Origin of the sequence: Sphingomonas sp. CBMAI 2297, assembly GCF_029870595.1 — a bacterium.
Classification (GTDB): Bacteria; Pseudomonadota; Alphaproteobacteria; order Sphingomonadales; family Sphingomonadaceae; genus Sphingomonas.
In genome coordinates, this window is the sequence record NZ_JAPDIR010000008.1 from 135,933 (window position 1) to 148,904 (window position 12,972).

General features: G+C 65.7%; 13 protein-coding genes. 4 read left to right on the forward strand and 9 right to left on the reverse strand.

Translation table 11 applies throughout. The features are described from left to right. Window positions 1-41 precede the first annotated feature (41 nt). From OMP43_RS13130 to OMP43_RS13145, 4 genes are read left to right on the forward strand one after another with little or no spacing between them, the layout of a single operon-like run. Window positions 42-344 carry a hypothetical protein gene (locus tag OMP43_RS13130; RefSeq protein ID WP_137864399.1) on the forward strand — a complete coding sequence of 101 codons (303 nt, stop codon included), beginning with the start codon at window positions 42-44 and terminating at the stop codon, window positions 342-344. A gap of 54 nt (window positions 345-398) precedes the next feature. Further along, the gene (locus tag OMP43_RS13135) at window positions 399-1,667 is read left to right on the forward strand and encodes a TolC family protein (protein WP_070936313.1); all 1,269 of its coding nucleotides are present in this window, start codon (window positions 399-401) and stop codon (window positions 1,665-1,667) included. Then, window positions 1,664-2,824 carry an efflux RND transporter periplasmic adaptor subunit gene (locus tag OMP43_RS13140; protein ID WP_070936315.1) on the forward strand — a complete coding sequence of 387 codons (1,161 nt, stop codon included), beginning with the start codon at window positions 1,664-1,666 and terminating at the stop codon, window positions 2,822-2,824. The genes OMP43_RS13135 and OMP43_RS13140 overlap by 4 nt, the downstream gene beginning before the upstream one ends. Next, window positions 2,821-6,054 carry a CusA/CzcA family heavy metal efflux RND transporter gene (locus OMP43_RS13145; protein ID WP_070936317.1) on the forward strand — a complete coding sequence of 1,078 codons (3,234 nt, stop codon included), beginning with the start codon at window positions 2,821-2,823 and terminating at the stop codon, window positions 6,052-6,054. The genes OMP43_RS13140 and OMP43_RS13145 overlap by 4 nt, the downstream gene beginning before the upstream one ends. Before the next feature lie 231 nt (window positions 6,055-6,285). On the opposite strand, the gene OMP43_RS13150 is transcribed toward OMP43_RS13145, so the two are convergent. From OMP43_RS13150 to OMP43_RS13190, 9 genes are all read right to left on the reverse strand, one after another. Beyond that, entirely contained in the window at window positions 6,286-6,525 is a 240-nt protein-coding gene (locus tag OMP43_RS13150) for a hypothetical protein (protein WP_070936319.1), read from the reverse strand. 180 nt (window positions 6,526-6,705) lie between these two features. After that, window positions 6,706-7,158, reverse strand: coding sequence for a hypothetical protein (locus OMP43_RS13155; RefSeq protein WP_070936322.1), 453 nt, complete (start codon window positions 7,156-7,158; stop codon window positions 6,706-6,708). 141 nt (window positions 7,159-7,299) lie between these two features. After that, window positions 7,300-8,583 (reverse strand): hypothetical protein, encoded by a 1,284-nt coding sequence (locus tag OMP43_RS13160; protein WP_280280053.1) that lies wholly within the window; start codon window positions 8,581-8,583, stop codon window positions 7,300-7,302. Window positions 8,584-8,603: 20 nt separating this feature from the next. Beyond that, window positions 8,604-9,248, reverse strand: a complete 645-nt coding sequence (locus tag OMP43_RS13165; RefSeq protein ID WP_070936326.1) for a hypothetical protein — start codon at window positions 9,246-9,248, stop codon at window positions 8,604-8,606. Window positions 9,249-9,340: 92 nt separating this feature from the next. Beyond that, window positions 9,341-10,099: a PRTRC system ThiF family protein gene (locus tag OMP43_RS13170; RefSeq protein ID WP_070936328.1), complete on the reverse strand. Its 759-nt coding sequence runs from the start codon at window positions 10,097-10,099 to the stop codon at window positions 9,341-9,343. Beyond that, the gene (locus OMP43_RS13175) at window positions 10,089-10,748 is read right to left on the reverse strand and encodes a PRTRC system protein A (protein ID WP_070936330.1); all 660 of its coding nucleotides are present in this window, start codon (window positions 10,746-10,748) and stop codon (window positions 10,089-10,091) included. Before OMP43_RS13175 ends, OMP43_RS13170 begins: the two co-directional genes overlap by 11 nt. After that, window positions 10,745-11,575 carry a PRTRC system protein B gene (locus OMP43_RS13180; RefSeq protein WP_070936332.1) on the reverse strand — a complete coding sequence of 277 codons (831 nt, stop codon included), beginning with the start codon at window positions 11,573-11,575 and terminating at the stop codon, window positions 10,745-10,747. The genes OMP43_RS13175 and OMP43_RS13180 overlap by 4 nt, the downstream gene beginning before the upstream one ends. Before the next feature lie 10 nt (window positions 11,576-11,585). Further along, window positions 11,586-12,482 carry a hypothetical protein gene (locus OMP43_RS13185; RefSeq protein WP_237241404.1) on the reverse strand — a complete coding sequence of 299 codons (897 nt, stop codon included), beginning with the start codon at window positions 12,480-12,482 and terminating at the stop codon, window positions 11,586-11,588. A gap of 266 nt (window positions 12,483-12,748) precedes the next feature. Further along, window positions 12,749-12,955 (reverse strand): PRTRC system protein C, encoded by a 207-nt coding sequence (locus tag OMP43_RS13190; RefSeq protein ID WP_030090566.1) that lies wholly within the window; start codon window positions 12,953-12,955, stop codon window positions 12,749-12,751. Window positions 12,956-12,972 lie beyond the last annotated feature (17 nt).

The following is a 12,972-nucleotide window of genomic DNA, read 5'->3' on the forward strand; positions in this document are numbered from 1 at the left end:
GCACCAAGCTTGTTCGGGGCCGCCCTTTGGCGTTGCTCCTGATGCTGCTCGCCCTGGTGGGGATGGTCGGCATTGCGAGCTGGCACGATTCGAAACCCCACGTTCATGACATCGCGAGTGCCGAGCATGTGATCGAGCTTAGCGATCATCATCCCGGCGACCTGCCGCAGCCAAGCGATCCGCTGCACCTCGCAGCGCATGTCGTCCTGCAAGGGCTCGCCATTCCGGCCGAGCCGGCAGTCATCGCAACCGCGCCCGCTCTCGCGGTCGTGTGGACGATGGCGGGGCCAGCCGCGGTCGATTCTCTCCCGCCGATATCGATCCTGCGCCCCCCACGGGACTGACGGTCCGACGCGGCATCGTCGCAGCGGGAACCAGTCAGCTCGAAGGGAATAATCATGAATGGCGTAAAACGCCGGCTGGCGCGTTGCGCGATGGTCGGCATGACGGTCGTGCTATGGGGCGCGGCCTTGGGAAGGACGGCCTATGCCCAGGAGGCGCCGCCGTTCCCCACATTGCTCAAGCAAAGCGAAGGGGCACCTCGTGCAGCCGCTATCGCCGCCGATGTCGCGCAGGCGGAGGGACTCGCCGAACAAGCGCGCGCAAGGCCCAATCCGAGCGTGAGCGTGCAGGCCGAAAACATTGCCGGCAGTGCACCTTATAGCAGATTCGACGCGGCGGAGACGACGCTTCAGATCAACCAGCCTTTCGAGCTGGGTGGCAAACGTTTTGCCCGCATCGCTGCTGGTGAGGCAGGTGTGGGTGCGGCAAAGGCGCGTGGGCTCAATGCGCGGGTCGCCTATGCCTATGATCTTGCGACCGGCTATGCCGCCGCGGAGATCGCGCAGCGCCGGATCGAGCTTGCCCAGGATGAAGTTGGGAACGCCGAGGCCGACCTGAGAGTCGCCAATGCCCAGGTCGGCGCTGGCAAGGAAGCACGGCTGCGCAGCCTTCAGGCGGAAACCGTTTTGCAGGCGTTGCGGGCCGATCTGGACCTCGCGAGGGCCAACTACACTGGAGCCCTTGCCCGCCTGTCAGCGCTCTCTGGCGTTGCGCAGCCCTATACCGGCGTTTCCGGGTCCGTGCTGGCGCTTTTCGATACGTCTCCGGCGGTCGGTCCTGTCGATCCGGGCCGTTCGACGATCTATCGAACCGCCCTCGCCGAACGGGAGGCGGCAAACCAGCGGCTCGCTTATGAGCGCAAGCGTGCGATACCCGACGTCACCGGCTCGCTCGGCGTCCGGCGGCTCGAACGCGAGGGGGCGAACGCGCTTGTCGTCGGCGTCTCGGTGCCGCTGCCGCTGTTCGACAGCAACCGGGGGAATATCGCCGCTGCGCGCGCCGAAGTAGCCGGCGCCGAGGCACGCGCAGAAGTCGCCCGGACCGAAGCGGAAGCAGAGCTTCGTGGCGCCATCGCGCAGGCAGAGGCATCCGAAGCGCGTGTTAGAGCCGCGCAAGCGTCGCTCGCGACCGCGCAGGAAGGCTATCGCCTTGCCCGCATCGCCTACGAAGGCGGCAAGGCGCCGCTGATCGAACTGCTGACCGCGCGCCGCAACCTTGGGCTGGCCCGAGGCGTCGTGCTCGACGCCCAGGCCGGCCGTTTCACCACTTACGCCATCCTGGCCCGCCTTCAGGGCCGCACCATCACCGGAGACCCGATCCAATGACCTCCGAGAAGAACCGGCTCTATGCCGGAGCCGCTATTGCGCTTGCCATTGCAGCCGGAATCGGATTCGGCATCGCTCGCCTAACCCAACCCGTTCTGCCCGCTCCCGAGGCCGCTTCCGCCAAGGCCGACACACCGAAGGATAGTGTCGTCATCACCGCCGAAGGCATCCGCATCTCGAAGATCGGCATTGCGCCGGCCGCCGCAGGCGGACTGGATGCGGCGATCAGCGCAAGCGCCACCGTTGATTCGACGCCCGACGCCGAAGCGGTGCTGACGGCGCGCGCGGCGGGGACGGTCACGCGCATCTTCAAGCGGATCGGCGATCCGGTGCGTGCCGGAGAAACGATCGCTTTGCTCGAAAGTCGCGACGCCTCGGCAATCGCCGCCGACCGCGGCGCCGCGGCCGCGCGCGTCACGCTCGCAGAGCGACAGCTTGCCCGTGAGAAATCGCTGCTCGATCAAGGCGTGAGCCCGCGCGCCGACTATGAGACCGCGCAGGCTAATCTTGCCGTGGCGCAGGCCGATGCCCGTCGCGCCGCCGCCGCCGCCGGTGCTGCACGGGTGGCGTCTGATGGCCGCTCGGTGGCGGTGGTCAGCCCGATCACCGGGCGCATCACCTCGGCAACCGGAACCCTCGGCACCTTCGTGTCGGCCGAGACGGAGCTGTTCCGCGTCGCCGATCCGACACGCCTGCAAATCGCGGCAAGTCTGCCGCCGGCCGATGCGCCCCGCGTGCGGGCCGGCGATCACGTAGAATTGACCACCACTGACGGGCGCAGGATCGAGGGGCAGGTCCGCTCCGAGACCGGCGTGGTCGATCCGACGACGCGCGCCGCGACCGTCATCATCGTGCCGAGTTCGGGCGGCAGCACGCTTGTCCCTGGCCAGCTCGTCCAGGCGCGTATCTTCGCAAGCGGAGGCGCGGCCAAGGGCGGCGTGAGTGTACCGCAAGATGCCGTGCAGACACTCGGCGACCGCACCGTCGTCTTCGTTCGCACCGCGACCGGCTTCAAGGCCACGAACGTGCAGGTCGGGAGCCGCTCCGGCGGGCTGGTCGCGATCATCTCCGGCCTCGTCGCCGGTATCCCGATCGCGACCTCCAATGCCTTTCTCCTGAAGGCTGAGATCGAGAAGAATGAAGGAGGTGAGGAATGATCGCCGGTATCCTCGCGCTCTCCGTCAGGATGCGATGGCTCGTCGCGTTCCTGACGCTCATCGTAGTCGGCTTCGGTGCCTGGCAGATCACCAAACTGCCGATCGACGCGGTGCCGGACGTCACCAACCGCCAGGTGCAGATCAGCACCTTTGCCCCGACGTTGGGTCCGGTCGACATCGAGAAGCAAGTCACCTTCCCGGTGGAGACGGCACTCGCAGGTATTCCCGGCCTGGAGATGACGCGCTCCTTCTCGCGCAACGGGTTCAGCCAGGTGACGGCGGTTTTCACCGACGACACTAATATCTATTTCGCGCGCCAGCAGGTCACGGAGCGGCTCACTCAGGCCAAGGACAGCTTGCCCGCCGGCATCCAACCCAACCTCGCGCCGCTCAGCACCGGCCTCGGCGAGATTTTCTTCTATTCTGTCGCGTTCCGGCATCCCGACGGCAAGGGCGTCAAGGTCGTGGACGGCAAGCCGGGCTGGCAGTCCGACGGCAGCTATCTCACCCCCGAAGGCGAGCGGCTGACGACCGAATTGGCCAAGGCCGCCTACCTGCGCACCGTGCAGGACTGGATCATCCGGCCGCAAATGCGCAACGTGCAGGGTGTCGCCGGGGTCGATTCCAACGGCGGCTATGTGAAGCAATATCTGATCGAGCCCAATCTGAACGCGCTTGCCAGCTATGGTCTGTCGATCACCGAGCTTGCAGACGCGCTGGAGCGCGCAAACCTGTCGGCGGGCTCCAACTATGTCCGGCGTGCAGGGGAAAGCTTCCTTGTCCGTGCCGATGCACGGCTCAAGTCGATCGAAGACATTCAGGAAGCTGTGGTCGCCACCCGCGCCGGCGTGCCCGTGCGGGTGAAGGATGTCGGCCAGGTCGTGATCGGCGGTGCAGTCCGTACCGGATCGGGCAGCCGTATGGGCTCGGAGGCGGTGATCTCGACCGTGCTGATGCTGGTTGGCCAAAACAGCCGCATTGTCGCAAACAGTGCGGCCGAGAAACTCGACCAGGTCAACAAGGCGCTGCCGCCCGACGTGTTCGCCGAGCCGGTCTATAACCGCTCCAAGCTGGTCAATGCGACCATCGCGACGGTCGAGAAGAATCTGGTCGAAGGCGCGCTGCTCGTCATCGTCGTCTTGTTCCTGCTACTCGGCAATATTCGCGCGGCGCTCATCACCGCCGCGGTGATCCCGATCACCATGCTGATGACGGCAGCGGGCATGAATGGGCTCGGCGTCTCGGGCAATCTGATGAGCCTGGGCGCGCTCGATTTCGGTCTCATTGTCGATGGCGCGGTCATCATCGTCGAGAATGCGCTGCGGCGCCTCGCCCAACGCCAGGAGCATGAGGGGAGGCTGCTGACCCTGCGCGAACGCCTGGGCGAAACGATCGAGGCATCGCAGGAGATGGTGCGGCCGACCGTCTATGGCCAGCTCATCATCTTCCTCGTGTTCGTGCCCTTGCTCACCTTCCAGGGCGTCGAGGGCAAGACCTTCTCGCCGATGGCGATCACGCTGATGGTGGCGCTCGCCAGCGCTTTCGTGCTGTCGCTGACTTTCGTGCCGGCGATGCTCGCAATCCTTATCAAGGGAAAGGTCAGCGAGACCGAAGTGAAAGCAATCCGCTGGTTCAAGGAGAAATATGCACCCATGCTGCGACAAGCAGTCGCCCGACCGCTGCCGTTCATTGCAGGCGGCGTCGGCATCTTTGCGGCGGCGATCCTCTGCTTCGGCCTGCTCGGCGAGGAATTCATGCCGCAGCTCGACGAGAAGGACATCACCGTTACGAACTTCCGCGTGCCCTCGGCCTCGATCGACCAATCGACGCAGATGCAGCTCCAGATCGAAAATGCGCTGAAGTCGCTGCCAGAAGCGGCGCTGGTCTTCTCGAAGAACGGCAATGCCGATCTCGGTACTGACCCGATGCCGCCCAACGCCTCGGACACCTATTTCATCCCCAAGCCGGAGAAGGAATGGCCGGCAGAGGTGAAGTCCAAGGAGGATATCCTGCGCCGCATCGAGGAGAAGATGAAGCCGCTGATCGGCAACCGGACCGAGATCCAGCAGCCGATCCAGATGCGCTTCAACGAGCTGATCGCGGGCGTCCGCGCCGACGTTGCAGTCAAGCTCTACGGCGACGATCTGGATCAGATGAGCCAGCAAGCCCAGCGCATTGCCGGCATCCTCCGCGCGATTCCCGGCGCAGGCGATGTCAGCGTCGAGCAGACGGACGGCGCCCCAACTTTCGACGTAAAGATCGATCGCCAGGCAGCGGGACGCTACGGCCTGTCGGTCGAAGAGGTGGCGAACACCGTCGCCGCAGCACTTGGCGGACGGGAAGCCGGGCTCCTGTTCGAGGGCGACCGGCGTTTCGCCGTAGTCGTTCGGCTGCCCGACGCCCAGCGCGACGATCTGGAAACGCTCGGCGCTATCCCGGTCATGCTGCCGGCGGCCGAGGGACAGGTCGCGCGGTCGATCCCGCTCCGGGAGGTGGCCCGGTTCAGCTACACCCAGGGGCTGAACCAGATAAGCCGCGAGAACGGCAAGCGCATGGTGGTCGTTCAGGTCAATGTGCGCGGGCGCGACCTCGGCGGATTCGTTGAGGAGGCGCAGGCGAAGATCGGCCAACTCCAACTCCCGGCCGGAATGTACACGGCGTGGGGCGGCACATTCGAGAGCCTGCAATCGGCGCGGCTACGACTGCTGATCGTCGTGCCGATCTGCTTCTTGGCGATCTACGCGCTGCTCTACATGGCGCTCGGGGGCCTGGTGCCGGCAGCGATCGTGTTCAGCGCGGTGCCCATGGCGCTGGCGGGCGGCGTGTTCGCGCTACTGCTGCGCGGTATCCCGTTCTCGATCACGGCCGCGGTCGGGTTCATCGCCTTATCCGGCGTGGCGGTGCTCAACGGCCTCGTGATGATGAGCGCGATACGCAAGCGCCGTGAGGATGGTGTGACCGAGGACGAGGCGATCATCGGCGGAGCGATGGAGCGTGTACGTCCCGTACTGATGACCGCGCTGGTGGCCAGCCTCGGGTTCGTGCCGATGGCGCTCGCGACCGGTACTGGCGCCGAGGTCCAGCGGCCACTGGCGACCGTCGTCATTGGCGGGCTGATCACTTCGACCGCGTTGACGCTGCTGGTGTTACCGGCAATCACCGTGTTTGTGGGTCGTCGCTCGCGGCGAAGGCAGGCGGGGCAAGCTATCGCCCCGTCTGCTGCTAGCTGACCACTACCGAACGGCGAGGAAATGATCGAGCAGGCCGGGGCACAAGCTATTAGGATTGGCGTGTCACCAGGCCTGCTCGATCAAGGAGAGCGCCTGCCAACAAGAGGTCGACAGCGGGTAGACCAAAGAGCTGCTGCGGTGCCGCCCAAGGCCGATGCTTGGCGGGATGACATCGGGAGGCGTCGAGCGTGAATGGTCTCAGATCACCACCCCGCCAGCCCCCCTGCTCCGTCAGCGCGCGGGCCCGCCGCGCTGGACGGCCTCGGCGACACCCTGGATTTCGGCGACTGCCATATCGAGCCTTCGCACCGCTTCATCGCGACCGTCGCAGCCCTCGCTCGAGGAGAGCTCGATCATCAGGAAGGTGAAGAGCGTGTCTCCGGCCTCACGGGCGTCGCTCAGGCTTTCGACATGGGCGAAGTCGCTCCCGCCATAGACATCCGCGCAGGCGCGTTGGAACTGGTTCAACATGACGGGGGCTCCTGATCGGGAGTTGCGAAATACGCCCAACAGATCTCGATCCCGGCATCGAGGGTGACACAGTCGGGCCTGCGAAGCCTTCCCCTGCACCGGACACGCCGCCGAGTGGCATGTAAGGTCACCGCGATGGTACGGCGATGCGCGAAGCGAGGATTTCGGCGACGGCCGCCGTCAGGTTGGCGTGGCGGGCGCTGAAACGGATTCGGGTGGCACCGCGGCGATCGTATCGGAGATCGCGGCGTAGAAGGCCGTGAGGAACGGCAGGGTCTGGGCAAGAAGCGCCGCAGGCCATTCAACATCGTTAGGTCGCCGAAAACCGCCTTGCATGTAGAAGGGATGGACCAGCGTCAGCACCGGTTCGGCGGCGTCGGGGAACGAAAGCCCCTCGATTTCCGCCAGGCTACGCGCGATAGCGAGGTCATGCCCAACGGTGCGGCGCATTTGGTCGTCGGTGAAGCCGACAAGGCTAAGCCACGCTTTGAGCGCCAGTTCGATCGAGATGGCGGTCCAGTAGTAGCGGTGCTCGGTGGTCATGGGCGCATAGTCGGCAACTGCTGACTGCAGGAAATGTTGGGCCGCGTCGATCAGGTGACGCGCATAGGCGCGTCCATCGGTGCGGGACATGGTGGTCTCCTGCGATGGGCTGCGGTGCGGGTGTTCGATGACCTCGAAGGCCTAGGCGGCGGGATCGATGACCGTGAGATCGCGGTCCACAGAGCAACGGCGTCCGCGCCAGCGCTGGCTGCGGGTATTTCACCCCAGGGATTAGCGAGCGCCGAATCTCGTCGCCCCGCCGAACAGGCGAAGCGCCCGTGCCATCTCCTCGCGCAGCCGGGCCTTGCTACCGACGACAACCGTGGGATCGAGGAGTTCGCCGTCAGGATCGATGAAGCCATACGCGGGCGCACCGCCCTGCTCGATCGAAACCATATGCCCCCTGTCGGGGCCGGGCCCCTGATAGCGGGCCGTCAGCTCGCCCAGCTTGGCGGTGAGGCCTTTGGTCGCCTTGGACCAACGGATGTGGCCGGCGCCGACATTGCTTCCGGCCTCGCGGCCTCGGTCCATCCAGAGCTTCAGGTGCGCTTTGACCTGCGGCGGCGTGTTGCGCGTGCGCTCACGATTTCGACAGGTCGGCAGGGCTGCCGAATGGGCGTCGAGAACCCGCAAATAGTCGCCATGCAATGCGACAAGAATGTCCTCAACATCGCTGTCCGCCAGGAGGGCGCGAAGGCGGTCTCCCTGCTCGGGACTGGCAATGAGTTCATCGGCGCGAGCCGCCGTCAATTCCTCGGCCTCAGACAATGCCGACGCTGACGAAGCGAAGCCCCTGGCGGCCGTGAGGACGATGGCGCGACCGCCGCAGCGACCGCCCGTCTCCTGAAAGCGCTCGAAGATGTCGCCGCGGCCGAGTGCGGCTGCTGGGTGATCACCGAGGATGATGACCCGCCGTGGCCACGGTGTCGGCCGTGGTCGATCGCTCGGCTTCAACCAATCCGAGGGCAGACATCGTGCCGCGACGAACGGTCGCGACGGCGCGCCTGTTCTTGCCGCGGCAAGATTGGCGCGGCGGGCCGTATCGAAGAGATCATCGACGTCACCGCCACCATCGGCAAACCCGCGATCATAGGCCGAGCGTTCTGCGGTTTTGGACGGTGGACGGTGATTCCAACCAACGTGGGCCGCATACCAGCCATCGGCATAGCGGATCGCCTGATTCCAGTCATAGCCGTAGCGCTCTCTGCCGCGCAGGATCGCCGCATCGCGCTCGTCGCCGCGTACCGAGGCGGCTCGGTCCTCGGTGAAGCTGAAATTGCGTGCCTGGCGCTCGGCCTCGGCAGCTGCGGCGATGGCGTCGTTGACCGGCTTCATCGCGACGACACGTTCGCGGGTACGCGCCATGCGGTCTGCCGCCGTCGATGTTGGCGGCAGGTCGGGATAGTCGCGCCAGGCTTTCGCAATCGCCTCGGCTTGATCCGGTGCGCGGCCTCGGGCAAGCCAGGTGGCGGCCGAGCAGGGATCGAAGGGCGGGATATTCTCGGCACGTGTCATGTGCTCGGCCTCCGTCGACATCAGGCAAAGAGGCGCATGGGCTGTGCGACCGGCGGGGGCAGGCGCAGGTCGCGCTGCAGGCGGGCGGCGAAACGGTCGGGCGCCATGAGGTCGTTGACCGATGCCCAGTGATTGCGATCGCCGCAGTGGTCGTCACGGCCGCGAACGCGGCGATAGAGGACTTCCCGGCCCGGGCCCGAACAGCCGAGCGAGAGCTGCACCCACGCCTCCTCGCCATGGAGCGTGATTTCGCCGGAGACCGCGGGGCCGCCCTTGTTGGAGCGAATGTCGTAGGTCCCGTCGCAGAGGCCGAGGGCGTCGGCCAGGCGCCGCATCGCGGAGCGGCCCTCGGAATGGAAGAGCCGCTTGGCGGCCTCGTCATAGCTGACGCCGCGATAGGCCAGATTTCGCAGCACCGGGGTGCGGCGGATTTCGGCAATCTGGTCCATGCAGGTGCGCCGAAGCTCCAGGCTGGACGGCCGATCCTCGCACACTGCGCTCAGATGGCGGACGAGCAGGATCACGGCAGGATCGGTTTCCGCATCCTTGCCGGCGTTGCGGCAATCCTTGATTGCGGCGCCGATGGCGTGGAGGGTGGTGAAGACCGTGATCAGCGAGCTGGGATCGAGCGCTTGCTGATGGCGCATGGCGACGTCGTAAGTCATGGGGAGGCCCTCCGGTCTTGAGCGAAAATCCGCTCAAACGGCCCTCTCCCCCTCCCCTTTCTCCCGTGGGCGGCCTCGGGGAGCGCTGACTCTCAGGCGGCGATCGGCAGCGGAATGGGAACGCTCTGCCCCGTGGCAATGTTGATGAAGGCCCCCGCATGCCCGATCGATCCTCGACCAATGAGGTCAAAGAGCAGCGCCAGGGCATGGCTCGCCACGACTCTGTTCACGAAGAGCGATTGACGCTCCAGGGCCTCGGCCATCGAGCATGACGGCGCATCGTCATCCGGTAGGGTCTCGTCCGCGATCTCCGGAAAATATTCGAGGACCGTGGGAGGTAGTTGATGGTCGGCCTCGGCCTCGTGGTTCGGGCAGCCGAGAATGAATTGTCCATCGCCCGCGCGATTGCCGAGGTCCATCCAGTAGGTCGGCGGGCTCCGCCCGGCCACCAGTGCTGCTCCTATGGCCCGGCGCGCGGAGGCGGTATCGACGCAGGTGATGAGAATATCAGCGCCGTCGAGCTTGGCGGCCTCGGGCGCCCGTCCGTGTACCGCCGTCCAGGCAAGGCCGTGAGCGAGATTGACCCGCTCGGTCAGGGTCCGGGCCTTGGAGTTGCCGATGTCGCATCGATAGAAGGGCTGTCGGCCGAGATTGGCTTCGCTGACGATGTCATCGTCGACGACGGTCACGTCGAGCGAGCGAGAGGAAATGGCGCGCAGTGCGGTGTCCAGCGAGGCGAGGCCCATCAGCATCTGCGCTCCGTTGCCGCCGCAACCCACGAGCACGACCTTGATCGCCCCGCTGCCAAGGGCCGCGGGCAGATAGTGGCGGGCAGGCGGATCAGAGCTCATGATAGTCTCCAGAAAATGGGCTGCGCGGAAGCGGCAGGAACATCCCGCCGGCGCACAGCCGGGAGGCGATTGTCGGGCCATCCGCGTGACCGAGACGTCCGACCACCATGGAAATCTTGGTCGCGTGTGCGTCGTCGGCGTCGTCGGTTGCGCTGAAGAAGGCGGGAGCATGGCCATGGCTGTGGATGTCACAGACGATATGCCGGTGCGGCGGCTGCACGGGTGGACGGTAGGTGAGGTGCGACGGCGTCGCGTGGTCGATCTGGGGGAGATCGAGCGTGAATTGCCGATCGTTCTCATCCCAGACGATGAACGCCGCGGCCTCGTTCGGCAGAGCGGCCCGAAAGTGCTTGAGGACTTGTGCCAACAGCTCTGCCGGTATCAGTCCGCAGCGCAGATCCGCGCGCCCGGCGCCAATGCTTCCATACGGGAGATAAGCTGGAATAGGCGGTGTGACGGGCAGGTCCAGAGCGAGCCAGGCCCGGCGCAGGATCAAGCAGACACCGTCGCGGCCGACGACGAGGCATTGACCGACACGGGCTTCGCGAACCGCGTCGATGGCAGGGGATTGCCCACTGGGCGGCACCGGATAACATGGCGCGGCCGCCAGGACGGCAGCGGAGGTCGGGTCTTCGGCAAGGGCTATCATCGGCGGGACTTTCCGTAGATCAAGTCACCAAGCGTCATCGGCTCGGCCTTGGTGCCCCCTCGTGGGACGGCTTGACGACGATCGCCAACGAACGCCTTCAGGCGTTTGACCGGGAAGCGTGTCGCGCGGGTCGCCGCGAGATTGTCCCAGAGCCGCACGAGACCGCCCTTTCCCGTGACGGTCAGCTCCTGGCCCGGATTGGGGTGCGTCGACCAGGAGTCAAAAAGCGCACGTTCGAATTCGGGAATGGCCGCCACCTCCAGCGATGTCGGCCTCGGAATGTTGCCCCAACACAGCGAGCCATTGAGGAAGACGTTGAGGATGGGCGAATGAAGCAGGATGGTCTCGGCCGTGGGCCGCTCGCTGCGGCCAAGGGCATAGACACCAAGCCTACGCCGAGTGGCGACAAGGACGTGCGCGGGATATGCGACCGGGACAACGGTACGGCCAGCAAGCGCACGAAGGCCCGCCGGCGGGGTCGACAGGTTGAAATATGCTGGCCGCACCTGCGCGGGCACCCACCAGACGAGCAGATCGGGATGCGCAACGAGCACCGTCTCGGGGAGAATTTGGGGCGCGGCGACGCGGCCGAGCGCCTGCGACCAATGCCGCAAATGTGCTCGTGTCAAAGGCGTCCCGGCGGCGATAGTCGGTGCGCCGGCGGCGTCATGGTCGATCTGGTGGATGCTGGCGAAAGCGTCGGCATCCTCGTCGGGGGTAAGATGGGAACCGAGGCCGCGGGCCCCGTTGCTTCTGTAAAGCAGGATGGCGTTGGTCAGCACCAATCCGCCGGCAGTTCGCTCGAACTGCACGCAATGGTCGGTCATGTCGGCCTCGCTATTCGGGGGGATAGAGTTCGATTAGGTGTCTGGCAGCGCGCAGAAGCCGGGCGCCAACCGCGAGCGAGGCAAGCCATGCATCGATTGCTGCGATTTGTGTCATCGGGCAGAGACCCGTCACGTCCATGAAGCCATACTCCATGCCGTGGCGCCCGACATCGTCGACCTCGACCGCGAACTGCTCGACGGGAACGAGGGTCAGCGGCGGCAGTGGCGAGCATTCCTCGATGCCGGGGACATATTCGTAGAGAACGTCCATCTCTACGCGCCAGGCATGATGCTCGTCGGGCAGATCGGTGAGTGCCGCGTGAGCATCGCGTAATTCGCGCAAGGCCCGGCGAAGGACAATCGGTAGCTTCGACTGAGGCGCCGCCTTTGCTGCGAACATCCATTCCGGCCGCTTGGCATTCATGGCGGACGGCATGATTTGGGCGTCGATTTCGCTGGGATCAGCCCCGTGGTAGGCGATCAGGGCTTCGCGGGCGGCCCCATCTTCGGTCTCGCCATCCCAATAGTACATCGAGATATTGTCGAAGAGATCGTCATAGCAGAACACCGGGAGAGCGCTTCCGAGCGTGCGCTCGAGCGCCCGGTAGGCCGCCGCGCGCCACGGGATCGGCCGATTGCTGTCCTCGATCCATCCAAGATCCAACTGTCCGACGCTATCGCAGACGATGGCGATCGCCGGCGCGCCGCAGGATTCCCCGTTGAGGAGGACGACGCGCAAGTCCGCGATCGTACAGCTTCGCAGGATGTCCAGGACCTTCGCCGTGAAGACCTGCTCGATGCGCCGCCGTGCCTCGGGGCGCGTCAGACGCGCTGTCGCCCCCTCCTTCGACACCACCCAGCTGCCCACCAGCTTGTGATGGGCTACGAGCGAGCGATCGAAGATCACGGGAATATCGGGCGAGAAGCGGACGGACCGTCCGGCGAGGTCAGCCGAGCGGTGGGAGGGGCAGGCCGATGGGTGGAGCGATGGGATCGGCGGGACCGTCCTCTTGCGTGCCCGCGCAAAGGACGATCTGCGCATGGAGGGCTTGGGCCTGTTTGCTGCAGGTTGGCCGGGAAAGTCCGGAAGTGTCGCCATGGTCGTTCTCGATCCATTCGAGGAGCGTGTTGCGCGGTGCTGCGGGGATGGCCGCTGTTCGCGGGCGTGCCACCTCAGCCCTTCGTGCCGACCGCGCGGCGATATTCGGTGACATGGACACCGCCGGTAACCCCGGCATCCACCAGGTCGGCATTGAGGATCGCCGGGTAGAGGGTGGCGTGATAGGCGCGCAGCCCTTGCGGGTCGTTGGCAAGGTGCGGCGGCTGCGGGAGGTCGATACCGTCATAGCGGTAGACCCGGGCAAGGTGATCGATCTGCATCGTAATGTCCTCGTTGG

Excerpts from the sequence above, each read along its gene's own strand:
- OMP43_RS13130 (WP_137864399.1), top strand. The coding sequence starts at position 42 with ATGCTGCTCGCCCTGGTGGGGATGGTCGGCATTGCGAGCTGGCACGAT.
- OMP43_RS13135 (WP_070936313.1), top strand. The coding sequence starts at position 399 with ATGAATGGCGTAAAACGCCGGCTGGCGCGTTGCGCGATGGTCGGCATG.
- OMP43_RS13140 (WP_070936315.1), top strand. The coding sequence starts at position 1,664 with ATGACCTCCGAGAAGAACCGGCTCTATGCCGGAGCCGCTATTGCGCTT.
- OMP43_RS13145 (WP_070936317.1), top strand. The coding sequence starts at position 2,821 with ATGATCGCCGGTATCCTCGCGCTCTCCGTCAGGATGCGATGGCTCGTC.
- OMP43_RS13150 (WP_070936319.1), bottom strand. The coding sequence starts at position 6,525 with ATGTTGAACCAGTTCCAACGCGCCTGCGCGGATGTCTATGGCGGGAGC.
- OMP43_RS13155 (WP_070936322.1), bottom strand. The coding sequence starts at position 7,158 with ATGTCCCGCACCGATGGACGCGCCTATGCGCGTCACCTGATCGACGCG.
- OMP43_RS13160 (WP_280280053.1), bottom strand. The coding sequence starts at position 8,583 with ATGACACGTGCCGAGAATATCCCGCCCTTCGATCCCTGCTCGGCCGCC.
- OMP43_RS13165 (WP_070936326.1), bottom strand. The coding sequence starts at position 9,248 with ATGACTTACGACGTCGCCATGCGCCATCAGCAAGCGCTCGATCCCAGC.
- OMP43_RS13170 (WP_070936328.1), bottom strand. The coding sequence starts at position 10,099 with ATGAGCTCTGATCCGCCTGCCCGCCACTATCTGCCCGCGGCCCTTGGC.
- OMP43_RS13175 (WP_070936330.1), bottom strand. The coding sequence starts at position 10,748 with ATGATAGCCCTTGCCGAAGACCCGACCTCCGCTGCCGTCCTGGCGGCC.
- OMP43_RS13180 (WP_070936332.1), bottom strand. The coding sequence starts at position 11,575 with ATGACCGACCATTGCGTGCAGTTCGAGCGAACTGCCGGCGGATTGGTG.
- OMP43_RS13190 (WP_030090566.1), bottom strand. The coding sequence starts at position 12,955 with ATGCAGATCGATCACCTTGCCCGGGTCTACCGCTATGACGGTATCGAC.